This is a genomic window from Anaerolineales bacterium (assembly GCA_015075625.1).
In the GTDB taxonomy this organism is placed as follows: Bacteria; Chloroflexota; Anaerolineae; order Aggregatilineales; family UBA2796; genus UBA2796.
The window spans coordinates 1,949,757-1,972,789 of the sequence record JABTTZ010000001.1; the positions used below are offsets into that span (position 1 = coordinate 1,949,757).

General features: G+C 52.3%; 22 protein-coding genes. 6 read left to right on the forward strand and 16 right to left on the reverse strand.

Features of this window, described 5'->3' with window-relative positions:
- Nucleotides 1–470: 470 nt before the first annotated feature.
- The 6 genes from HS103_08010 to HS103_08035 all read right to left on the reverse strand — a co-directional run bounded on the left by HS103_08010 (nucleotide 471) and on the right by HS103_08035 (nucleotide 6,401).
- Nucleotides 471–908, reverse strand: a complete 438-nt coding sequence (locus HS103_08010; protein MBE7512746.1) for a hypothetical protein — start codon at nucleotides 906–908, stop codon at nucleotides 471–473.
- Nucleotides 905–1,669: a ParA family protein gene (locus HS103_08015; GenBank protein ID MBE7512747.1), complete on the reverse strand. Its 765-nt coding sequence runs from the start codon at nucleotides 1,667–1,669 to the stop codon at nucleotides 905–907. Before HS103_08015 ends, HS103_08010 begins: the two co-directional genes overlap by 4 nt.
- 2 nt (nucleotides 1,670–1,671) lie before the next feature.
- Nucleotides 1,672–1,848, reverse strand: coding sequence for a CopG family transcriptional regulator (locus tag HS103_08020; protein MBE7512748.1), 177 nt, complete (start codon nucleotides 1,846–1,848; stop codon nucleotides 1,672–1,674).
- 64 nt (nucleotides 1,849–1,912) lie between these two features.
- Nucleotides 1,913–2,806, reverse strand: coding sequence for a hypothetical protein (locus HS103_08025; protein MBE7512749.1), 894 nt, complete (start codon nucleotides 2,804–2,806; stop codon nucleotides 1,913–1,915).
- A 446-nt stretch (nucleotides 2,807–3,252) separates the two neighbouring features.
- Nucleotides 3,253–4,107: a replication-relaxation family protein gene (locus HS103_08030; GenBank protein ID MBE7512750.1), complete on the reverse strand. Its 855-nt coding sequence runs from the start codon at nucleotides 4,105–4,107 to the stop codon at nucleotides 3,253–3,255.
- A gap of 92 nt (nucleotides 4,108–4,199) precedes the next feature.
- Nucleotides 4,200–6,401, reverse strand: coding sequence for a DUF87 domain-containing protein (locus HS103_08035; protein ID MBE7512751.1), 2,202 nt, complete (start codon nucleotides 6,399–6,401; stop codon nucleotides 4,200–4,202).
- A gap of 699 nt (nucleotides 6,402–7,100) precedes the next feature.
- Here HS103_08035 and HS103_08040 point away from each other — a divergent pair.
- Entirely contained in the window at nucleotides 7,101–8,408 is a 1,308-nt protein-coding gene (locus tag HS103_08040; protein ID MBE7512752.1) for a helix-turn-helix domain-containing protein, read from the forward strand.
- Nucleotides 8,409–8,632: 224 nt separating this feature from the next.
- Here HS103_08040 and HS103_08045 read toward each other — a convergent pair whose 3' ends face one another.
- Nucleotides 8,633–9,103, reverse strand: coding sequence for a hypothetical protein (locus HS103_08045; GenBank protein ID MBE7512753.1), 471 nt, complete (start codon nucleotides 9,101–9,103; stop codon nucleotides 8,633–8,635).
- 319 nt (nucleotides 9,104–9,422) lie between these two features.
- Between HS103_08045 and HS103_08050 the strand changes: the two genes are divergently transcribed.
- From HS103_08050 to HS103_08065, 4 genes are all read left to right on the forward strand, one after another.
- A complete protein-coding gene (locus HS103_08050; GenBank protein ID MBE7512754.1) occupies nucleotides 9,423–9,626 on the forward strand; it encodes a hypothetical protein in 204 nt (67 codons plus the stop codon).
- A gap of 178 nt (nucleotides 9,627–9,804) precedes the next feature.
- Nucleotides 9,805–11,064, forward strand: a complete 1,260-nt coding sequence (locus HS103_08055; protein MBE7512755.1) for a carbohydrate ABC transporter substrate-binding protein — start codon at nucleotides 9,805–9,807, stop codon at nucleotides 11,062–11,064.
- 114 nt (nucleotides 11,065–11,178) lie between these two features.
- Nucleotides 11,179–12,309, forward strand: coding sequence for a sugar ABC transporter permease (locus HS103_08060; protein ID MBE7512756.1), 1,131 nt, complete (start codon nucleotides 11,179–11,181; stop codon nucleotides 12,307–12,309).
- Nucleotides 12,310–12,311: 2 nt separating this feature from the next.
- Nucleotides 12,312–13,187, forward strand: coding sequence for a carbohydrate ABC transporter permease (locus tag HS103_08065; protein MBE7512757.1), 876 nt, complete (start codon nucleotides 12,312–12,314; stop codon nucleotides 13,185–13,187).
- Nucleotides 13,188–13,641: 454 nt separating this feature from the next.
- Here the strand turns inward: HS103_08065 and HS103_08070 are convergent, their stop codons facing one another.
- Genes HS103_08070 through hrcA form a run of 3 tightly spaced genes read right to left on the reverse strand, consistent with a single transcriptional unit; the run spans nucleotide 13,642 to nucleotide 15,879 of the window.
- Nucleotides 13,642–14,130: a tetratricopeptide repeat protein gene (locus HS103_08070; GenBank protein ID MBE7512758.1), complete on the reverse strand. Its 489-nt coding sequence runs from the start codon at nucleotides 14,128–14,130 to the stop codon at nucleotides 13,642–13,644.
- The gene (locus tag HS103_08075) at nucleotides 14,127–14,786 is read right to left on the reverse strand and encodes a class I SAM-dependent methyltransferase (protein MBE7512759.1); all 660 of its coding nucleotides are present in this window, start codon (nucleotides 14,784–14,786) and stop codon (nucleotides 14,127–14,129) included. The genes HS103_08070 and HS103_08075 overlap by 4 nt, the downstream gene beginning before the upstream one ends.
- A gap of 31 nt (nucleotides 14,787–14,817) precedes the next feature.
- Complete coding sequence (gene hrcA, locus HS103_08080; GenBank protein MBE7512760.1) at nucleotides 14,818–15,879, reverse strand: heat-inducible transcription repressor HrcA; 1,062 nt, start codon at nucleotides 15,877–15,879, stop codon at nucleotides 14,818–14,820.
- A gap of 128 nt (nucleotides 15,880–16,007) precedes the next feature.
- On the opposite strand from hrcA, the gene trxA reads away from it, so the two are divergent.
- Nucleotides 16,008–16,349, forward strand: coding sequence for a thioredoxin (trxA, locus tag HS103_08085; GenBank protein MBE7512761.1), 342 nt, complete (start codon nucleotides 16,008–16,010; stop codon nucleotides 16,347–16,349).
- A gap of 80 nt (nucleotides 16,350–16,429) precedes the next feature.
- Here trxA and HS103_08090 read toward each other — a convergent pair whose 3' ends face one another.
- The 6 genes from HS103_08090 to pstC all read right to left on the reverse strand — a co-directional run bounded on the left by HS103_08090 (nucleotide 16,430) and on the right by pstC (nucleotide 22,961).
- Complete coding sequence (locus HS103_08090; protein ID MBE7512762.1) at nucleotides 16,430–17,314, reverse strand: SGNH/GDSL hydrolase family protein; 885 nt, start codon at nucleotides 17,312–17,314, stop codon at nucleotides 16,430–16,432.
- Between the two features lie 50 nt (nucleotides 17,315–17,364).
- Nucleotides 17,365–18,204 carry an SDR family oxidoreductase gene (locus HS103_08095; GenBank protein MBE7512763.1) on the reverse strand — a complete coding sequence of 280 codons (840 nt, stop codon included), beginning with the start codon at nucleotides 18,202–18,204 and terminating at the stop codon, nucleotides 17,365–17,367.
- Nucleotides 18,201–19,076, reverse strand: a complete 876-nt coding sequence (locus HS103_08100) for an N-acetylneuraminate synthase family protein (GenBank protein ID MBE7512764.1) — start codon at nucleotides 19,074–19,076, stop codon at nucleotides 18,201–18,203. Before HS103_08100 ends, HS103_08095 begins: the two co-directional genes overlap by 4 nt.
- A 442-nt stretch (nucleotides 19,077–19,518) precedes the next feature.
- On the reverse strand, nucleotides 19,519–20,337 hold the full coding sequence (gene pstB / locus HS103_08105; protein MBE7512765.1) for a phosphate ABC transporter ATP-binding protein: 819 nt from the start codon (nucleotides 20,335–20,337) through the stop codon (nucleotides 19,519–19,521).
- 6 nt (nucleotides 20,338–20,343) lie between these two features.
- Nucleotides 20,344–21,747 (reverse strand): phosphate ABC transporter permease PstA, encoded by a 1,404-nt coding sequence (pstA, locus tag HS103_08110; protein ID MBE7512766.1) that lies wholly within the window; start codon nucleotides 21,745–21,747, stop codon nucleotides 20,344–20,346.
- Nucleotides 21,744–22,961: a phosphate ABC transporter permease subunit PstC gene (pstC, locus tag HS103_08115; protein ID MBE7512767.1), complete on the reverse strand. Its 1,218-nt coding sequence runs from the start codon at nucleotides 22,959–22,961 to the stop codon at nucleotides 21,744–21,746. The genes pstA and pstC overlap by 4 nt, the downstream gene beginning before the upstream one ends.
- Between the last annotated feature and the right edge of the window lie 72 nt (nucleotides 22,962–23,033).

The window sequence follows — 23,033 nt, forward strand, 5'->3', positions numbered from 1 at the left end:
GCTGGAAGGGTTTGTCCCCATATGATGTATTCTTGTCCTTCCCTCCCGTCGCTGCTCTTCGTTCCTGATCTTCCTAAGCGAAGCATTCGCTTCGTGATTTTCTTCTTTGTTTTCACGAGGCGACGGCTTCAACTCGCTTGAGGTGTCTTAGTCTCGCATTTCGGGCGAGATTAGGCATGTTTGAGAGGTCTCCCTCTCTTCTCTGCCAACAGTTGATCTTTCACTTCGGTTGCTTTGGTCGGTTGGCTCTTCCCCGTCCGCCGGAAGAGTGGCGTTCCGTTCACACGTTTTCACGTATGAACATAAGCATCACAACATGAAAAAAAGACTCATTCAAGGGGAAAAACGCACCATGATACCAAGCATGGTTTCATGGTAGATACCACGACACCATTCCACCATGATACCGAGACATCAAGATGCCACGATACCATGATGTCAAGCAACCATGACACCGTGATACCAACCATCTATTTTTTGAGAGCTTGAAGAACTAAACCGAGAAGACTATCTTTGCCATTACGATTAAATTCATCTATCACAAAATTAATTGCAATCCTAGTAATCTCATTTTCTGTTGTACGAATGCCTTGCATATTGAGGGTGTGAGCGACACTTGCAACCGCTCGTTTCTCAGTAAGTGTAAACCGATGAGTTGCAGCCTCTTTGCCGAATTCTTTTACAGCCTTCCGAATAAACTCAACAGTGGTGTCTTGATACCGTGATACCACGACACCATGATTGCTTGATACCTTGGTTTCGTGGTTGCTTGGTATCACGGTATCACCTGGATGATTCTCATTTTTGAGAGATGATTCCACAGGAAAGACTGTAGTAGTCTGTTCTTTCACTTCATCTGGAACAGGCTGAAAAAATGGACTGTCAGCTAATCCGCTTTTACGTTTCATTGTCGAGCAATTACCTCTTGGACAAGGGCAGAGTAAGCCTTTGCCCCTGTACTTTTGGGAGCAAAATCGAAGATATGGGTATGGTTAGAGTGAGCTTCCTCAAGTTTGACATTCTTAGGGATGGTAGTTTCAAACACCGAGTCGCCAAAGTAACGGCGAAGTTGATTCTCAACATCTCTCGAAACGTTGGTTTCCTCACAGAATGTGCAAAGAACCCCAAGTATCCTTAAATCAGGGTTTAGGCGTGTCTGTTTGACCATCCCAATCGTCTCTTTGAGTTGGTCAAGACCAGTGAGTGCAAAATAGGCAGTAGAGACGGGAATGAGGATACGATCACTGGCAGTAAAGGAGTTCATTGTTACTAAACCAAGTGAAGGGGGATTGTCGATGATGATGTAATCAAACACATGTCTCATCTCATCAATAGCTTGCTTGAGACGTGCGCTACGATTATCAAGAGCTTGTGCCAACTCTAAATCAGCACTAGAAAGCCGTAAATGAGAGGGGACAAGCGACAAATTATTGACTTGGGTAGGGTGAATAACAGATGTAAGGGGAGCGAACTTCAAGATGACCTGATAGAGCGTTTTTTCGAGGTCTATCTCAATATCAGGATGAATAAAGACTTGGGTTGTATTCGTTTGCGGATCGGCATCAATCAACAACACTTTATAACCCATAATGGCTAAACCAGCAGCAAGGTTAATGGCAGTGGTTGTTTTCGCTACACCGCCCTTCTGGTTTGCAACAGAGATGACCATAATTACCTTTTCGCTTTGATATATTCTGTGGCAATAATTCTCATTAAGGATGAAAGCGATACAGTGCGCTCTTTAGCAAGTTCTTGAAGTTGTTGTTTCAAGGATGGCGATAGATGCACCTTGATAAAGGTTTGAGCAGTGGTTGGGGGGGTGCTGGTTTTGGTCACAAACTGGGTCAAAAATGGGTACTTATTACGTGAATATATCAAATCAAAGCGATGAGGCGTTGTCAATAGGGGAATGTTAGGTAAGCAGCATCCCACGCAATTCCTTAACTGTCGCTACGAAACTGCTGTCTTGACCATGCACTTCACGCCACTTCATCCAGAAATCAATGATTGAACCGCCGCCACATCCTGCAAAACAATGCCAATAATCGCGTCCCTTGTTTACTCCAAAAGACTTCGCGTGGTCGTCATGAAACGGGCATAATCCGCGCCCTTGCTCATTGAGATATACATATCGGCTTACAAAATCAAAGACGGAAATTGCATTCTTGAGCGCCTCGGAGAGTGGTTCGTTATGACGTGGTGTGTATTTCTTAAATTCGGGTGGTGGTTTGGGTGGAGGAGGGAATACCTGAACTTCGTTTGAGAGAAATGAGGTTATGAACGCTTGCGGTATTCTTTGGGGCTGTCCAAGCAAGCGTATTTGCTCTCTGATGGTTGGGGCTATCGGCAGTCCTTGATGATCTACAAAGTGATATACCTGTCCAGTTTTCAGATGCACGCCAAGCGGCAAGCGAACAAAAGAACCTGCGCCTTCTCCAAGTACGTCTTGTTTTGGGTAGATTTCGATCTTGCGTTTTTTCTCTTCATCAAGTTCGGCAATCTTGTATTTTGCTAGAAGATTTCGAGCAAAGGTGCGAATGTCCTTTCCCGAAAGCAGGGGAGTGAACAGCCAAAGATGCCCGCCTCGTCGGGACGGTTCAAGATATGTAGGGACATCTTGAACTGATAGACTGCGTGAAAGTTCACGAAGGTGTTGCCACTGATGATCTGCATCTGCATCAAAACATACCCACCTTGCTTGGCTATGCTCATCAAGGGCGTATGCCCCAATCGTAAAAGGCTTAAATCCCAGTCTGGCATTGGTCAAGTGTTTGGTGATTTTGGGGAAAGTGAGTGGTTCGCGCATCTGAATGTACGTGCCATTGTCAACCTGACGGGGATAGCAATCCCAACGGGAAATAAACGTCTCCGCAAATGCACGAGTAAGCTGAGGATCAAGCTCAAGTGAGCGTAGTCGTTCCTTCACATAAGCATTGTAGCGGGTCAAAATGTCGGGTAGTAATTGAAAAAGTTATGCGTTTACTTGAGAAAACCGCACTATACTTGAGAGAGAAGCTGGATGTGCCGCCTAAAACGAGCTACCCACATTGAAAGCTCGGAAAGGAGGCATATGTCTTTTACGATCCAAACAAGCCTTCACGACTTTATACAAGCTGTCGTGTTTGTTGCTGTCGTGGCTGGCTTGGTGGTGATGAAGAGGCGTTAACTCTTCTGAACTGAGCCAGTGCGTAACTGGTGAAGGTGGCACACTCTGGCTTCGGGTAAATCAAAGTATACCATGTCAACCTACTATCAAGTTGGAACGAGCAGAGAGTGTGTTTCACTTCCTGCCACATGCCAGTGAGGGGAGTGAAGAATTGATGTATTTACCTGCTCTGCGGTGGTGAACCAAAATCGCCTATCTCCTCCAATACTCTCCGCCGATGTCTTGAGATTTTTACATCGAGCCTCGCTGTTCGTGACCGTCAATATTCGTAGACTCTTCGATTGATACCGAGTTTGATACGCACCACTCTGCATATATACAAGGTAGGCGCGTATCTTGGTTTGAAAGCGCCCGACAGTCATTGTTCCCATGTCCATCTCAAGAAAAAACGATGTTTTCCCTTTGGGAGTTTCTAGGGTGAAGTAGCTATCTGGAATAAGCGAAACGGATTGCTTTTTTCCTTTGTGGTCGGTGATGGTCACGCGATCATAGTCTGCTTTGAGGTCTGCTTCGCTACTCCATGTGAGAAGTGTGTAGCCTGCCTGTCTGCACGCTACTGTCACTGCAATACGGAAGTCATTGATAGCAAGCGCATGAGACAGAAATTCATGTCCATTCTCGCTATCCCAGACTGAGATTCCAATAGCGCCATATTCGGTCTTTAACACGGCAATTCCACGTTTATCTAGCGTGTAGAGCGTCGGACTCCATCCTGCATACACAGGCAGGAAATGACGTTGTACAAACCCATGTTGATAGAGATGCGAAAGACGATACTGTGCCGTGCTTTTTGAACCAAAGAAAAGTTGCTGTATCTGATCTTGGCGGAGAATACGGTACTCTGCTAATGCTTTCAAGATTTCAATATCTCGTGCTGTGAGGCGCATATTGGGCGGATTATTACTTCGGCGTTGTCTACTGAGCCGTTTTTTCTCGTCCATCAGCCTTTTTGCTCCTGTTTAGAAAGCCCCTCATGCGTTTCTGTCTATCAGACAGATACAATCGCCCCACACGAGGGGTTGGTTATTCATACCTACTCAAAATCTACGATGTCGTCCACTGCCCCTGATGGAGTGGTGGCAGTAGCGTACCGACTGGCAAGCCATGCAAGCACCTCGTCACGGGTTTTAGGGATGTAATGTTTCCGTGAAAGGGCGCGAAGATATTGTTCCCGTTCCTGCGCTTTCGACAGCGAAATCCGTCCAGAAAGTGGGGCAAGCGTCTGCATTGAGAAAGCGGTCAAAGACTGGCTTTTGTAGCGTGTGGTGATTGCAGCTTCGTACTTATTCAGGTGCATCAGATGTTCTGCATCAAAACCGGGTGCGAAGTATGGCTCGATCAACTTTGAGTCTACCAGCCCTGTTTGGAATGCAATTGTTGTCCCGACATTACCAAAAATCGCGTCTAGCATATCACCTGCTAACTGCTTCAAATACTGATTGGCAGTGGTCAGAGAGACCTTATTTTTGCGTGCTTCTGAGAGCAATGTTTCAAATGTGGTGGTGACGAAATGTTGCACTTCGTCCACGTAGAGATAAAACATCTCGCTTTCTTTCGGACGCACCATCAGGGTTTGTTGCAACTGCGTCAGGAGAATTAAGCCCAAAAGATGTTGTTCGCGCATCGGGATACGTGCCTCATCCGCCTTCAGTGACACAAGCAAAATCTTGTTGTTGGCAACGATGGAGGTAAGATCAAGGGTGTCGGGATGACACAAGATTGGATAGAGAAAAGAGTTCCCATAGAGCGCACGTAAGCGCCATAGTACAGGGCGAATGATTTGGTCACGTCCAGATTTTTGCTCAGTGAAGCGTTCCCAGAACTCAAGGGCTGCAACGTTGGTGAGCTTATCCATCAATCGCCCCCGGTAGCTCTCATCTCGAAACAAACGCCCCACATCACGAATGGTTGCTTGCTCATCATGGAGAAGCGCAACAAGGCTGGCGGACATCGCGTCAGCAACTGTTGGTGTGCTATTGAAGTCATACAGGCGATCAAGCACACCCATCAGTTGCCCTGCGGCATTGCCTCGATCCATCCCTGCTGGAACAGCCAGCAAGTTGAGTGGCACGGGGTATGCCTCATCTGCAATATCCAAAACAATCACATCCTTTTCGCGGTGGACAGGAATGCTGTATCGCAAAGTATCGCTGACCAGTTGTCCATGTGGGTCAATGACCACAACCCCACATCCGTTAGCAATGTCCTGATGAATGAGATGGTGCATGAGGTTGGACTTGCCAACACCAGATTGCCCGATGATCGAGATGTGTCCACTTCGGTCTGGAATGTAGATTGGCTCGTCGCGTCCGGCAAAGCGATTCACCCCAACGCATACCCCTTCAGTTTTAGTGCGTAGTACAGCGGGAATACGCACATTGCCGTAAGACCACACAATCGTGGGGGCGGTGAATTCGTCATGGGGAAGATGCCAGAGTGAAGCTAGTTCGCGTGGCTCAAGAATAAGGTCAATCTGTTCCTTGAGCTTGTTCTTGCGAAACAACCCATCTTCTTTGGTGACAATCGTGGCAAATTGTCCCAATGCGCTGGTGTCCCATTCGGCATTATGATCGGTGACAGTAAATATTTTTTGCCCATCACTAATCCAGCCCAATGCACCAAACTGAGGACGGTCAAAACTGACCATTTGGTTGTCGATGGTCAGAAGTGCGTTGACCCGCTGTGGGTCAGGAGTATCGAGTTGGATAAAAACACTAGCATGATAGAGGCGCTGTGAGAGTTTGCCGCGACACACACGACTTAGCTCACCTGAGTATTTATCCGTTCGGTATGGGTCAACAAATCCAGTGAGAGTTCCATCATAGATATTGCGGGTCAGGTGTTTCTCGCCTTGTTTATAGGCTTCTGGCGCTCCGCCCCAGACAAACAGGTAATACATAATACGCTCACCCTGACGCAAGTTCCCCATAATTTCGGCGATATGTGAGAGGGGATCGGGGCTGGTGATGTCATTGGCATAGACAATGGGCGCAAGGAAGGTCTCCATCATTTGCTGATACTTCAACACGATGCGAGAAATCGGATACTCGTCAGGAAGTTCACCTGCTCCAAATTCCTCGACTTCCACGTTGATTTCTGGATAGCTGGCGCGAATGGCGTTTTCAAGCGCGTGAGCATCTCCACTGTCGAAGTCAAGCACCTGCCAAACCATCGTGTCAGTGGTTGCCATGATGCGGAACGTCAGGGAATTGAATCCTGAGATGATTTGATGCATAAACTGGGCTGCTCTGTCACCGTCCCATGTTGTATCTCTGGGGAGAGAGAGCGTAAGAACGTATGGCGTGCGATGTGAAGCCATGAATACTAGCCTTTCTGTATGTTCGCAATCGCATGAATGATGGCGAATGTGGTGACACCCTCACTACAAGGATGTCACCGCGAGTTACTTCTTGGCAGCAAGCCGCATTGTCGGGGAGAGAAAAGTATCCTCTTTGGCGGTCTTTCTGCGCTCTTTGTGGGGAACACTGGTAGCTTGTGAAAGCCGTTTGAGACGTGCTGTGCATTTGCCACAGAGACGCGGTGTGCCTGTTTGCCAACGCATCTCCGCGTCACAGTTCGCACAGGTTGCATCTACTATGTTCATTGCCGCTCCTCCTATCGACGGCGGTTGCTCATGTTCGCAATGGTCACGAAGATGCCTTTGATGACCCAGAAGATGAACAAGACGGTGTACCATAAAATACGGAAGAACTGGTCAACAAATGGATCAAACATGGGAAGTAGCTCCTTTGCATATCTTGATTTCGGATAGGTGCTTCATCGGCGAAGCTATCTCCATTGAAGAGCAAACCCACTTGACCCAACCAGCATGTTTGAAAATGGCTGACTTGAACGGCATTCAAGTCGGTTGCCGGAAACTTGAAAATCGCTAGACTTGAATTGAAAAGGTAAAGCACGTTAGGCTGCGTCAGAGATGGTGAGAAAGCAGATTGATCCCAAAAAAGATGTTAAGGCGTTTCTGGTTCGTGTTGGAAAGAATATTCGAGAGAAACGTGAAGAATTTGGCTTGAATCAAACTGATGTGGCGGGGTTTGTCGGGTGTGACGATACGCTAGTCAGCAAATGGGAAAGGGGGAAAACACTTCCGCGACTGAGCGATATTTGGCAGTTGTGTACCCTCTTTCAGTGTTCGTTTGATACGTTGCTTGGAGATGAAACATCTCACATCCCTGACGCATCCCAGATACCGTACCCGCGTCCACTCTATGTCCATACCAATGCGCTTTCTCATCTGAAAACACCTGATACTGAACGCGATTTGAAGCATGGCGTGGAGTTGCTTGAAGCGTGCCTTCAAGGAAAAACTCTCGAAGACCTATACGCCCTACCAGGGCTTGAAAAGTATCGTGCGAACAAAGATATGGTTATTGCGTTTCTCCGCGCTGCGCTGCTTTCTGGCGAGATTACCTTTACCTTTGTGCCTCGCTCTTCAACGCTTGAAGCACGCATCGCAGAACAATATCCACAGCTTGCGGGGTCTGTCATTGTTGTTGATCTCCCTGAAAGCATGATTGGGGAAGCACTCCCGCCGGAATTGATTGGATGGACAGCCGCGCATCATGTCTTGTCGCATATCGACAAACCATCGCGGGTTGGATTTGGCAACGGCTATACACTCTATCGGATGTGTGCCAATACATTGCCTAAAGCCCAACAATTCAGTGGAACACAGTGGATACCACTAATTACCTATCGGCATGATGAAGAAGTAACCGTGAACTCAGCCAACTTTCTTGCTGCTTTTATGCGTCACCGTCACCATAACTCCGCTGCCGCATTTCTTCCCTATGTACCCGTTGAGGAGCAACCAATATCTCGACAGCTTGAACAGATGCGACGGGACTGGGAACGATTAAATGTTGCGTTTGTCAGTGGATATGGATGGAGCAAAGAAGATAATACTCGTGTTCCCACAAGCTATCGAGGTATCTACAGAATGCTCGAAAGCACGAGAGAGATTAATCGACTTGCGGGAGAATTTTTAGGCTATGTGCTTGACACTGAGGGGAATATTGTAGGCACTGATACGCTTCAGGCGATGAGTGCAGCGACAACACGTATTCCGCTCGAAGCACTCCAAGAGTGTATTGCAAACACCGGAAAAGTCTATTTTGTTGGTGGAACTGCCAAGAAAGCCCCGATTGTCCGTGTTGCCCTGATGTGCGGGTATGTCAACGGATTAATCACCGATAGCCGCCTTGCTAAAGAATTGCTGAAATAAATCGCGCCTATATAAAAGGTCGGGTACGGGGTGAGGCGTGAGGTATCTCCATCGCTGAGGAAATAATCACAGTGGTTCGGGCGCGATAAGCTGCGGCGCGAAGCGGCGCAGCGCATGTCCAGACACGAAGGATGAAAACTGAGTGTAGTCGGGGTGACAAATCGCGTGATGGGAGGAGAAAAAGTACGGTTTAGGAAAACCGTAAGGGAAACCGTAGCTCTCTATCAACTAGTTCGTCGCCTAACCTTGCCTGCAAGTGAATGTCTACGAAGTTTTGCGCGAAAGCCAATGATCTGTTGATGGGTTTGGGCTTCAAACACAATTGCAGAACGTGGGAGAGGGTGGAGAGGCTCTGCGTTCTCCTTTTCCACTTCTGGTGTTTCCATCAAGGTATCCTCAAACAGTGAGATGGTATGCTTCTGCGCTTCGCGCAAAAAATCTTGCTCAATTTCCTCTGGTGTTCGTGTATCTTGTGATTCGAGAATGAGTGGGGGAGCGGTGGCTTGGTCTAGCCACTCACGATATGCTGAGTTCTTTTTTCCTCCGAACTGCACCACCTCTTGGGTTTTGAACATCATCGTCTGCTGAGGAGTATCTCGTTCGCGGTCTTTCTTTTTCTGATGCCCGGTACGGGCATCAACAAGCTCACCAGAGAACATATCGAATTGAAGTGGTTGACGACCCTCTTTTGACATGTGATCTCATGGTAGCACAACGGTGAGAGGCATCGTACAGTTGGCGACCCTGCACAAGATGCAAAAAAGTACGGTTCTCTGAAACCGTACTTCAAATCATCAGATTGGTTACTTACGAGGCTGCAAGATAGTAGGAAGATTTCCCCGTATAGAGGGACAATCTCTCAAGAAACTGGCTGTCGAAGAGTGCTGCAACATTTAATCGCTTTACACCGCCGCTGCTATGGTGCTTTGAATTCTGTGGTATTTGTGGTGGGGAATAGCCTGAGGCTGCGCCATAGGTAACGCTACAGCATTTTTCAAAGAGATTGACCCCTTAGTGGTTGACAGCCCTGCTTATCACGATATGCTTATCGATGGGCTAGGCGGTGGTGATCTAAGGGGTAAACGAGCGACGCCCGCCCTTCTTGTAAGAAGGCTGGTTGCCGCCCAACCAGTGAGGGTACTGTACGCCACACGGTTTTCGAGCATCTGTAACCCCTCCTTTCCCCCTTCTCCCTCAGAGAGAAGGGGGGTAGATTAAGGTCACGTGGGTAACGCCTAGCCAGTGTTAAATACCTCCTGTCATACCCTTCTTTTTGGGCATAGGCACATTGCGTCTTGCCGCAACAGCGCTATAATCCTCAATGGTGCGTGTGGGAAGTTTGTTATGAACTTACACCACGCCAAAAATGAATCACTTTTCGGAAAGGTTCGTGGATATGTTGCGGAAACGTGCGTTAACTCTTTTGATGGTGCTTGCTTTAGTTTTTGGTGCGGCGGCAACGGCTGTTGCTCAAAGCGGCAAGCTCGAAATTTATTCGTGGTGGGCAGGGGATGAAGGTCCCGCGCTTGAGGCGCTGCTCAAACTTTATGCCGAGAAGTATCCGGGTGTGGAAGTCATCAATGCCACCGTCACCGGTGGGGCAGGCGTTGCGGCGCGTGCTGTGTTGAAGACCCGTATGCTCGGCGGTAACCCGCCCGATAGCTTCCAAGTTCATGCCGGGCAAGAACTCACCGGCACGTGGGTGATCTCCGGGCGGATGGAATCCCTCACCGATTTGTACACCAGCGAAGGCTGGCTAGACAAATTCCCGAAGGATTTGCTCGATCTGATGAGCTATGAAGGCAACATCTACAGCGTTCCGGTGAACATTCACCGCTCGAACGTCATGTGGTATGTCCCCGCCAAGCTCGAAGAGTGGGGCGTGAAAGTCCCCACCACGTGGGATGAATTCTTCGCCACCTGCGAAACCCTAAAGGGCGCTGGCGTCACCGCGTTAGCTCTCGGTGAGAACTGGACAGCCGTTCACCTCTTTGAGAACGTCCTTTTGGCAGAACTGGGTGTGCAAGGCTACCGCGATCTGTTCTCTGGCACGATGAAGTGGACGGATGAAGCGGCGGTGAAGGCGTGGGAATCCTTTGGCAAGGTGTTGGACTGCACGAACAGCGATGCAGCGTCGCTAAGCTGGCAGCAGGCAACCGACCTCGTGTTGGAGGGCAAAGCCGCCTTCAACATCATGGGTGACTGGGCAGCCGGCTACATGACCACGACGAAGAACCTGGAACCCGGCGTGGGCTTTGGCTATGCGCCCGCCCCCGGCACGGCTGGTGTCTTTAATATGTTGAGCGATGCCTTCGGTTTGCCGAAGGGCGTTGCCAACACAGAAAACGTCATGAACTGGCTCAAACTGGTCGGCTCGGTGGAAGGGCAAGATGCCTTCAACCCGCTGAAGGGGTCGATTCCGGCACGTATTGACGCCGATACGAAGAATCCTGCCTTGTACAATGCCTACCTCCAGAGCGCGGCGGCAGACTTTGCCAAAGATGCCATTGTGGGTAGCTTGATTCATGGTGCAGCCGCGCCGGAATCGTTCACGAACGACTTCCAAACGATCCTCTCCGTCTATGTTGCCACCCGCGACAGCGGCTTGGCGTCGATGGCGGCGCAGGGCGTGGCGGAAAGCACCTACGCGAAATAACCTTTTGCGCTTGGGTGCAGTGAGATAGTTTTGTGGCGGATCGGTCTGTACAGACCGATCCGCTTTCATATCTGAAACCGGTTTGTGCTTGCTTATTGGTTAGGAAAAATCACTATGGTCGGACGTTTTTCTCGTGATCGGTTGATGGCAATCGCCGTATTGTTGCCCTCAGTGATCCTCTTGGCAATCTTCGTCTACGGCTTCATCGCCCAAACGGTCTACTACTCTCTGACCGATTGGGCAACCATGCAAGAAAATCCAACGATTAATTTCATTGGCACACGCAATTACGTTGATCTCTTCACCAACAACACAAATCTCTCGAACCTCCGCTTTCGTATTTCGCTGACGAATACGATCTTTTTCACCTTGTTTTTCATTGCCTTGTGCTTGATCTTAGGCTTGGCGTTGGCGATCCTCTTGGATCAGAAAATTCGTGGGGAGTCGATCTTCCGCACCATTTTTCTCTTTCCGATGGCGCTCTCGTTTGTGGTCACGGGGACGGTCTGGCGTTGGCTGTTTAACCCCCGCAGTGGGTTCAACACCCTCCCTACCGTCGTCGGCAGTCCGCCCTTGCCACCGCAGCAGTTCCCTTGGATGACGGATACTCGCACGGGGCTAAACTTCAGTTGGGGGGCAGCCGTCCACATCATCATCCTTTTGGTGGTCGTCGGGTTCATCGTTGTGGCGGTACGCGCCGCCATGAAACGCCGTCCAGGAGCGGCAGTCATTGCCGGAATCGCGGCGGCGAGTCTGGTTGGGTGGTTTTTCCTCAGCGGGCTGTCCGATGCTTTCATGCAGGTGAGCGCCAGCAAACTATACGGCTTAAACTATGCCTTGTTCACCGTTGTTGTCGCCGCTGTATGGCAAATGTCCGGCTACACCATGGCGATGTACCTTGCCGGTCTGCGTGGCATCCCCGAAGAACTTCGTGAGGCGGCGCGGGTCGATGGCTGCAATGAGTGGGGCGTCTACCGCCATGTGGTACTGCCCCTTTTACAACCGATCACGCTCAGCGCGATCATCATCCTCGGTCATATCTCGCTGAAAATCTTCGACCTCGTGTTCGTTATGGCAGGGGCAAACAACCTCTACATGGATGTCCCCGGCGTTCAGATGTGGACACAGTTCCGAGGAAACAATTTCAGCTACGGCGCAGCAATCGCCGTCGTCATGTTGGTCTTGGTCGCCCTTGTGATCGTTCCCTACCTCATCAGTCAATTGCGTTCCTCGGAGGCACGTTAACCATGACCGCTGTACTTTCTTCTGCCAAGCCAAAGGCGGGCGGCACGGGCTTGAATCCGAGACGCTTCGCCATTTACGCCGCGCTGATTATTGCTTGTATCTTGTTCCTTGTGCCGGTGTACCTCGTCCTGACGACGAGCCTAAAAGCGCCGAGCGAAGTGAACTTGGAGCGGGTGTGGTCGCTGCCGCAAGGGTTTCGCCTCGATTCCTTCGTCACCGCCTTCAACACACTCAGCCCGAATTTCGTTAACAGCCTACTGTTGACCCTTCCGGCTACGGCGCTTTCGGCATTGTTGGGGTCGCTGAACGGGTACATCCTCAGCAAATGGAAGTTTCCCGGTGCGGGGATTATCTTCCCCTTGATGCTTTTTGGGATGTTCATCCCCTACCAAAGCATCTTGATTCCCCTCTTTCAGTTCATCAGTGGGGTGCGCATTGGGGAATACCGCCTGACCGGAAATCTCGTCGGGCTGATCTTGACCCATGTGATCTACGGGCTGCCAATCACGACCCTCATTTTCCGCAACTACTACGCGGAGATTCCGGGGGAGATGATGGAGGCGGGTCAGATCGATGGGGCAGGCTTTTGGCGGCTTTACGCAAACATCGTTTTTCCTCTTTCGTTGCCTGGATTCGTTGTGGTGATCATTTGGCAGTTCACCCAAATTTGGAATGAGTACCTCTTTGCCGTCATGCTCACCAGCGAGGGATCGCAGCCGATCACCGTGAAGCTCGCTAGTTTAGGCGGCGGACAGGCAATCGATTTCAGCTTGCAAATGGCGGGGTCGTTCCTAACGGCATTGCCAACACTGTTGGTCTATATCCTGTTAGGGCGGTATTTCATTCGTGGTCTGCTGGCGGGGTCGGTGAAAGGCTAGGCGTTCATCGGAAAGATTTCTAAAAGAACCCCTATCCCCCGGTTACTGCGCAGCAGTCGCCTTTCCCCGCACACAGGGAAAGGTCAGAAATTCTGTGGGCGGGGGGGGGAGGGGGAAGCCCCCTCAAAGATGTGATTTCCCCTTCTCCCCCAGGGAGAAGGGGGTTAGGGGGATGAAGGCAACGGCGTAACCTCTACACCTATAATTCGGTGGAGAAGGTATCCTTATCCATTGTTCAATCCTTTCGTTGTTGGCTTGGATTGTCCATGGGCGATACGTTCTTTTCCTTACCGAACAAGCCCTAAAGGGCGGGGCTGCGATCAGAGGAAACCAAGAACGGGCTTTCAAGTCCGGCACTTCAGCGCCGGGGACGGGTGTATTCCCCCCGTTCCCCTGTCATGGCTTGCGAAGAAAGGGTGATAGGGGTTTTGCAAAAGCGCCCTGACCTATGCGCCTAATTCAACTTTGTTAGGATGTCGTAGTAGGCGTTCACAGCCGGCAAATAGCCGGGATCAATCTGGAAGGCTCGCCGCAGCGAACTTAATGCCGCGTAGACCTCCCCTAATTTCAGGCGGGCGCGGGCAATGTTCATATGAGGGAAGGCGGGGTGATCATAACGCGGCGCGTCAATTGCCCGCTCAAACCACTCGATTGCCTCTAGGGGGCGATCCATCGCCAGTATGTACGCGCCTATGTCGTTATAAGGGTTGCCAAAATCGGGGTCAAGCCGAATAGCAATCTCACATTCGCGAATGGCCTCTTCAAAACGCCCTTTCAGGCTGTACGCCCACCCCAAATAGGTGTGCGCTTCCGCCGTTGGGTAGGTCATGATGGACTCTTGGTAAAGCTGAATCGCCTCGTCAATACCCCCTGCCGCACCCGACATTTGTCGTTGGTAGCCATCTTGCCACAGTTGTTGGGCTAACTCATAATCGGTATTCATCGTTCCTTCTCCTCTCGGATGCACCGTAAAATCATGACAGCGGGGATATGCTCTCCGCCAAGTTCTGTAAGGGGTTCATCCATCTGCTCTAGAATCATAGAGGACTCACGCATGGCTGCAAAATGATCTGACAGAAAATATACAAAGTGGGCAATGGCAATCTGGCGACCATCGGAAAGTGTGAACCGCCTCTGCCCACCACGCAGGGCAAGGTAGGGGTGAAAATCGCTGATCAGGGCAATGCCGCCCGGAACGAGGATGCGGGCGATCTCCCTATAGGCAGTGTGCATGGCTGATGGCGGGAGGTGCCCTATTGCTAACCCACACAAGACAACCTCGAACGTCTGCGCCAGGAAGGGAAGACAGTCCATCCGCGCTTGGGCGGCGCTCAGCACGCCGCTGCGGAGCATCGAGAGACTGAGGTCAACGCCAACAACCTGTGCCGCGCCGTCCTCTTGTGCCAAGCGCCCATAACGCCCCGTCCCACAGGCCAGGTCAAGGACGCGCTTCCCCTTTAGAGGGGGCATATGCCGCAGCATTGCCGCTTCTTCCACGCGCATCAGGGCGTTGTGGGCGTGCGGGGGGTAGATTTCTGCCAACTGATCATAAGCGCTGTGAACAGCCGTCAGAGGCAGTCTCACAGAGCTACGTCGCAAAGCACGCAGAACCTTCACGCGATCACCCCTGTCACTCCTCACCCACACCATACACCCCAAGCATCAGATTGGTAATCATCCCAGAGACATAGCCCGCTGCTGAAATTGCCCGCCCATAGCGCATCCGCGTTGGTCCAATGACGATCAACGTCCCCACCGCCCGCCCCGACACTCCATAGCGGCTGAGGACAACGCTCAGGTGACGAATCGCTTCCCAACGTCCATCGCCAGCGATCAAAACGCGCACCTCGCCAATCGGTTGTTCGGCAGCCTCATCCATAATCGGTTCTAAGCCGCGCTGCCCTTCAATCAGCCGAACGGCTTGTTGGGCGCTCTGGCTGTCGGGAAACTCAAAAAGGGCATCACTAAGTCCCCCTCGATAGGCGTTCGCCGCCAGTGGATCGAGATCGCGCAGGGCTTCCACAACCAGATCGAACACTTCCCGTTCAAGATCGCTTTCAAAAGACGGGATGAGCGCTTGCAACTGATCGGCATCCAACCCAGCACACATCGTGTTCAGCTTGTTTGTCGCCGCACTCAGATGATCTTGGGTATAGCTTTCGGCAAGGGTGAACATTTGCTGGCGGACATCGCCACTTTGCATCACCAACACCATCATCACCATCCGCCCATGTGTGGCGAGCAAGGCAAGATGTTTAAAGTAACTTGCCGGGGCGCGAGGGGCGGTCACCATTGTTGCCGAACGGGTGGTGCGGGCAAGGGTCGTCGCCGCTGTGCGCAGCCACATGGCAAGGTCGCTAGGGGTGCGTTCAAAATCTTGCCGAATCAGGTGTTTGTCGGCGGCGCTCAGATCATGGTCGGGGTTCGCCATGAGGGAGCGGACGAAATAACGGTAGCCCGCTTCAGTGGGAATCCGTCCGGCGGAAGTGTGCGGCGCAGCAAGCAAGCCCAATTCTTCTAACCGCGCCATTTCGTTGCGGATGGTCGCGCTGCTGATGGTGGCAAGGTGTGTTTCGGCAAGGTACTTGCTGCCGACGGGTTCAGGGCTGTTGGTGTATTCCTGAACAATGAGCGTAAGAATTTTTTCTTGACGCTCCGTAAGTTCTGGGAGATGATTTGCGTCTGTAGTCATAGAGAATAACCTTCCACATCACTGCTTACCAATACAAATCCCTCTTGTGCTGCATCTTAGCACCACACAGGGCGAGGCGTCAAACGGCAGCGGTGCGGCGAACATACCTGATAGAGGAGTATACGCTAATGGGTAAACATACCTTTGAAGTGACCGATGCAACTTTCCAGCAGGAGGTTCTTGATTCGGAAACCCCCGTGCTGATTGACTTTTGGGCAGAATGGTGCGGTCCGTGCAAGATGATCGCCCCCCATGTAGAGGATATCGCCGAGGAATTCGCCGGACAACTGCGCGTCGGCAAGTTCGATGTTGATAGCAACCCTATCGCCCCCGAAACCTATGGCATTCAGGGTATCCCTACCTTGCTTGTCTTTAAGGGCGGCGAAGTGGCGGCACGCTTGGTTGGCTTCCGTCCGAAGGAACGCCTGCGTACTGAATTGGCAACCGTCTTGGAGAAAGCGAAGGCGTAACCCGCCGTCGCCGATATAGGATCATTTTTCTAAAGGCGAAGGGGTAACGCCTCTTCGCCTTTTTGATTGGGGAATCAGCGCTAGTTCTGAACGCTCTCCGCTTGCGACCAATTCAAAATAGGAATGGTATTGTAGAGCGATTGCAAGACGAGGAAGTTCCAAATGGTGAAGCCATCCTCCATATAGCGGAAATCGGCGCTGATGAAGGCGTTGCCCGGGCTAAGGTGAAGATTATCTGTCGCCACCCCATGATTGGGGAGAGCATCAATAGCAGCGGCGAGGTCAATCAAAGGCAGGGTGCGTCCGGCGGCAACGCTCCGCACAGTGTCGTTGAGCGCAATGGCTTGGCGGAAATAACGCGGACGCTGCGGCATGGTGGCAAGCATGGGGATCACACCGGCATCAAGCGCGGCATCAATAATCCGATTCAGGCTGGACTCGAACCGCTCCGGGGGTGTCCCAATGGCGAGATCAATAACCCCCACTTCAATGATGATCACCGCTGGACGATGCACCCGAATTTCGCATAAGATCGGGCTTTCGTCAGCGACGCAGGCTTTGGGGTCTGCCCATGTCGGATCAAGAATGGCGGCACTGGTGAAGCCCCCCTCGTGCGCCCAACTGCGATTCAAAAACGATCCTTCCGTGTAGTAATCAAGGACGGTTTGCAGCCAGTGGTAGTTACCGAGGTTGTAGGAACGTCCATCCTTGTAAAACTGAATGAACCAGTTATCGGCAACATGGCAATCACCCGCCGTTGAGAACACGTTGAGGTGCAGCCCATTCGTGCGCCCCCGTTGGGCAATCTTGACCATTGCCGCGCCAACCTCGCCAGTGAACTGCGCCGCATAGCGCTCCATGCCACGTTCATCTTGAGCGCGACTGATTCCGGTAGAGGAAAAGCCTAAGGTAGTGAACAGTAGTATCCCAATAAAGGAAAGCCCAATAAGGCGGCGAATGAACATACTCTACATCCCCATTCACACCTCAATCTGTCGTGTCTCTATCGCAACCGTTACCACACCGTCCGCCCGCCATCAATGACAACATTCACCCCTGTCATGTAGGCGGAAGCGTCAGAAACAAGGAACACAACGGCGGCTTTGTATTCATCCTGTGCCGCCATGCGTCCCATCGGGATCAGGTTTGTCAGGCGGGCAACGAATGCCTCATCTTGCCCATTAAAGACGCCGCCCGGACTCAGCGCGTTTGCCCGCACGCCCTGTTCCGCCCAATAGGTTGCCAAATAGCGCGTCAACCCAACAAGGGCAGCCTTCACCACAGAATAAGTCACCGGTTTTACCATTTGCTGGTCGTCGGGCAGCCCGGGCTGGCGGTAAATCCGCTGATCAGGGGCGATCACGGCGAGATCAGAGGCGATGTTGAGGATCACACCCTTTCCGCGCCGCGCCAATTCCGCACCAATCACTTGGGAACAGAGGTACGCCCCCGTCACCCCAACGGCAATATCTTGCTCCCACACGCTTAGAGGGAAATTTTCCAAGCGCGACCACTGCTGACCCGCCGCCGCTTCAACCTTTGGGTTGTTCGCCGCGTTGTTGATCAGGATGTCCACCCGCCCAAAGGCGGCGAGCGTTTGTTCAAGAATGCCCCGCACCGAATCAGGATTCGTAATGTCGGCGTGGATGCCCAACGCCCCACAGCCCGTCCGCGCTTGGAGGTCAGCGGCGGCGGTAGCCACCCGCTCCGCGCTGATGTCCACAAGGACGGGGCTGCCGCCCATCTCGGCAACTGCCTCCGCGTGCTTGATGCCAAGCAAGCCCGCCCCTCCGGTAATGACGGCGACGCGATCCCGAAGGGAGAGTGTCTCTTGGACGGACACGGTGTGTGTTATGCCCCCACGCGGCGCAATTTTTTGATGATCGATTTTTCGCTCTCGTAGACAACCTTCACGCCGTCACCGAGGGCGATCTCAATGGCACGAATATCTTTCACCATGCGGGCGAACCCTTGGGGTTCGACGCTTGCCGCTTGGTCGCTGCCCCACATGGCGCGATCCAGCGTGATGTGCCGTTCGATCATCACCGCCCCAAGCGCCGCCGCCGCGATGGAGGGGGCAAGTCCCACCTCATGCCCGCTGTAACCGACGGGAACATCGGGGTAACGGGCGGCAAGGGTATGCATCACTCGCAGATTGAGTTCTTCCAACTGGGAAGGATAGGTGCTTGTCGTGTGGAGCAGAATCAAATCATCCTTACCCAAAACCTCCACCGCATGATCGATTTGCTCTAGTGTACTCATCCCTGTGCTGAGGATAATCGGGCGTTTGTACTGGCGGTGGTGACGGAGGAGGTTGTCATCGGTGAGCGAGGCAGAGGCAATCTTGTAGCAGGCGGGCTGGAATTTCTCAATGAAATCTACCGACCCCTCATCCCAACACGAGGCAAACCACAGAATGCCCTTCTCGCGGCAGTAGGCGTCGATCTCGGCATACTGATCGACCCCAAATTCTAACCCATATTTAAGATCGCCATTCGTCGCACCAAAGGGATTTTCGCGGGGGCGGGCGAGTTCTTCCGCCGAATAGACCACATCAATCGTTCGCTTCTGAAATTTTACGGCATTGGCGCCGCTCTCGATGGCAGCGTCAATCAGGCGCTTGCAAATGTCCATATCCCCGTTGTGGTTAATGCCGATCTCGGCAACGATGAATGTAGGTTGCCCTGCGCCAACGGAATGCTCACCAATCTGTACCATCTTCGCCATAGCTGCGCGTGTCCTTTTGAGTGCGGGTGCTTTTGGGATTCAAAGAAAACGTAAGGATTCTACTGCAAGTTGAGAGGAAACTCAATGCAGGTTCAAAGAGGTCGGCGTCACCGTGATCGAACAGCGACCAACCACAACTATTGGTGGGTAAAGGTGGGTGTCCCTCGCGCTTTAATGCAGTACCCTCACTGGTTGGGCGGCAGCCAGCCTTCTCACAAGAAGGGCGGGGTCAATCCCCTTGAAAAATGCTGTAGGGGGTGTAGGGTGTGTTGACCGTGTAACCCCAGTGATCCCGCCGCTAAAGCAGCGGGCTGAAAACAACCACCTCTTTGGGGCTTGGAAACTCTAACACCCACTCCGTACACAGAAAGAGGGAATCGCTCCCCCTTTCCCTGCAAGCGGGGAAAGGGCGTAGGGGGGATAGGAGTTTTTGAAATACGTTCTAGCCAAAGCGCCCGGAAATGTAATCCTCAGTCCGTTTATCCTTCGGTTTGGTGAACATGTCCGTTGTCTGCCCATATTCGATGAGCGTCCCTGTGCGCGTTTCGTTGGCGAGGAAGAACGCTGTCATATGGCTGACCCGCGCCGCTTGCTGCATGTTGTGCGTCACCAACACAATCGTGTAACGGCTAGAGAGTTCTTGCATGAGTTCTTCGATGCGCAGCGTGGAGATGGGGTCAAGCGCCGAACAGGGTTCGTCCATCAGGATCAAATCGGGTTGCGTGGCGAGGGCGCGAGCAATACAAAGCCGCTGCTGCTGTCCACCGGAGAGAGCCAACCCTGATTTCTTCAGATCATTTTTGACTTCATCCCATAAGACTGCCGCCCGGAGGCTTGTTTCAACGATCTCAGTGAGGACGTTCTTATCGCGGATGCCCAACAAGCGCGGACCATAGGCAACATTATCGAAGATGCTTTTGGGAAACGGGTTTGGCTTCTGAAAAACCATCCCGATACGGCGGCGAACTTCAACGGGGTCAACGCCCATCGCATAGAGATTATTCCCATGATAAAGAACTTCCCCTTCCACCCGTGCGCCCGGGATCAGGTCGTTCATGCGGTTGATGCTGCGTAAAACAGTGCTTTTTCCGCAGCCGGAAGGTCCGATATAGGCGGTGATTTTGCTTTTCTGAACCGCCATGTTCACGCCAGCTACGGCGCGATGTTCACCGTAAAAAACCGTTAGATCGTGCAGTTCAAGGGCGAGGTTGTCCCTAGTAGCCAATCCGTTCATGGTGGCAAGGTTTGCTTGTGCGGTCATCGGTGGTTACCCTCGTAATTTCTTGCTATAGCGCTGACGTAAGACAATGGCAGTGGCGTTCAAGGTGAGCAAAATTACCAACAAGGTCAGAATGGCAGCGGCAGCAACATTCTTATAGCGCGGGTCAGGTTCGCTTGTCCAGGCGAAAATCTGAATAGGGATCACGCTGAACTTTGAGAAGATGCCGTTGGGGTCAAGTGTGGTAAAGGTCAGCCCGCCCACCACCAGAAGGGGCGCTGTTTCCCCCACTGCCCGCGCTAGGGAGAGGATCACACCGGTGAGGATACCGGGAATGCCCGCTGGTAGGACAGTCCGCCAGATCGTCTGCCAGCGCGTCGCCCCAATACCAAAACTTGCCTCCCGCAGCGAGGATGGCACGGCGCGGATTGCTTCTTGGCTGTTGATGATAATCACAGGAAGAATGAGCAGGGACATAGTGAAGGCGGCGGAGAGGATCGTCCGCCCGTTCGTGTCGGTGATTCCAACAAAGCGCCCATTTGTCAGACCAGCCTCATCGCCCAATGCCCGCACGAAGATCGCCAACCCAAGCATCCCATAGATAATCGAGGGAACGCCCGCAAGGTTGCGGATGAGCGTCTCCAAAAAGGCGGTGAAGCGGGTGTGTTTGGCGTATTCCTCAAGGTAAATCGCCGCGCCAATCCCAAGCGGGATAGAGATGAATATCGTCAAAAGGAGGATGTAAATCGTCCCCAAAATGGCGATGCGCAAGCCGGTGGTGGCGGGGTCGCGGGTGAACTCTGTGGTGAGGAACGAGAGGTTCAACCACGAGTGCCAAACAAGTTCGTCTTTCGGATAGTTTGCCTGAAAGGTTGCCTCTACACTGCTCCGGTTAAAAAGGGTTTGCAAGAGGGGGAAAAATTGAACAATGCGCGGTTGCAGCACATCTTTGCTGACGATGGCGTACAACCCGGCTTGGTCAACGTTGCTCTCCAAAAGTGCCACCAAATTGGTAGCGTCCAATTCGCTGTACATTTTCTCCGCAATTTCGGCAGGGTATTGACAGTTAGCGAAAAGCTGCCCAATAGATTCCGTGCTAAGCCGCGCTGGATCGATGGTTTTGCCCAACAGGTTATCGCGCACAATGACCCGCAGGCGGCGCACCCCGATTTTTTCGACCATAATCGCGCCGAGTTCCGCCTCGCTGAGCGTCTCTAAGGGCTTTGTGCTAAGTTCGGCGGGGCGTATGTCATAGGTGCGCACGCCCAACCCAAAGACTTTATCCACAATAGTCAGGAAAAGAATCACCAGCGCCAGCAGCGCGAAAACACTCGCACCCAAATAGATCATGCGCCATAGTGCCGCCCGACGGTTACGGTGTGCTAAGGCTTTTTCAAACAAGGCGGTGTTTTGCAGGGCAGGATGGATTGGCTGAATGGCTTGATCGCTCATGAATACACCTCGCGGAAGCGGTTGCGAATGTAGTTGCTGGCAAGGTTCAAACCGAGGGTGATCAGAAACAGCGTCAAGCCAATGACGAAAATGCTGTTGTATTGGATCGACCCAAAGCTGAGGTCACCCGTGCTGATGCGGGCAATATGCCCCGTCATGGTTTCGCCAGACTCAACAGGGTTAAGGGTCAAGTTCCGCACCGGACCCGCCCCGGCTGCCACAGCGACGATCATCGTCTCCCCAACGGCGCGGGCAATGCCCAAAATAAAGGCGGCTAAAATACCAGAGAGCGCCGCAGGCAAGAGAACTTTGACCACCGTCTCAAATTTCGTTGCTCCCAAGCCATAGCTTGCCTCGCGTAGGCTGCGGGGGACGGCGCTGAGCGCATCCTCACTAATGGAGGAAATGGTCGGGATAATCATGATGCCCATCACTAACCCGGCGGAGAGCATGTTGTACTGCCCAATGATTTCAATGTCCCCCCGATTCAACAGGGAGCGCAAAATCATCGTGACAAAGGTGAGCGCAAAATAGCCATACACGACGGTGGGGATGCCCGCCAAGAGTTCCAAAATAGGTTTCACTACCGCTCGCACGCGCTCTGAGGCATATTCGCTCAGGAAAATAGCGACCCCTAAGCCAACCGGTCCGGCAATGAGCATAGCAATCAGGCTGGTGAGGAAGGTCGCATTCACGAGGGGCAAAATCCCAAACTGCCCGATCTCTGGCTGCCAACGGGTACCCGTCAGGTAATCCCCCAGATCGACAGGTTCACCGAGGGCGATGGCAGCATTCACCGGATGGCGTTCTGGGCGCGTCCCCCCATAGGCACGTTGGATGCGAAAGCGCGTTGCCGATTCCTCTGTAGTGATCAGCACTTCTTCCTCGCCAATGCGGAGGATGCGCCCGACATTGAGCGTGCTGCCCACATCGGTAACTTCCAAAAGATCTGCCGTCTCGTCAAGCGCCGCCGTTGTATATTTGTTCGAGTCTGAAAAGCCCACGCGGGTGAAAAAGCGCGAGGATTCCGTCCCTAAAACAAGGATGATGGCAAATGTGGTCAGAATAGACACCGAGGCACAGCCGATCAAAATCAGGCGAATAAGGTCTTCGCGGAAGCGCGGGTGACGTTGTAAGCCCGTCGTTTCGTTGCGCTGACGTACAGCGTCCCGTGCCGAGATCGCGGTGGTGCGGATAGCGTTATCGTTTTGCATAGGCAGTGTCTTGTACGTCTCCCTTAGGACAGGTTATGGGGAGGGACACTCTGCCCCTCCCCACAACAATGT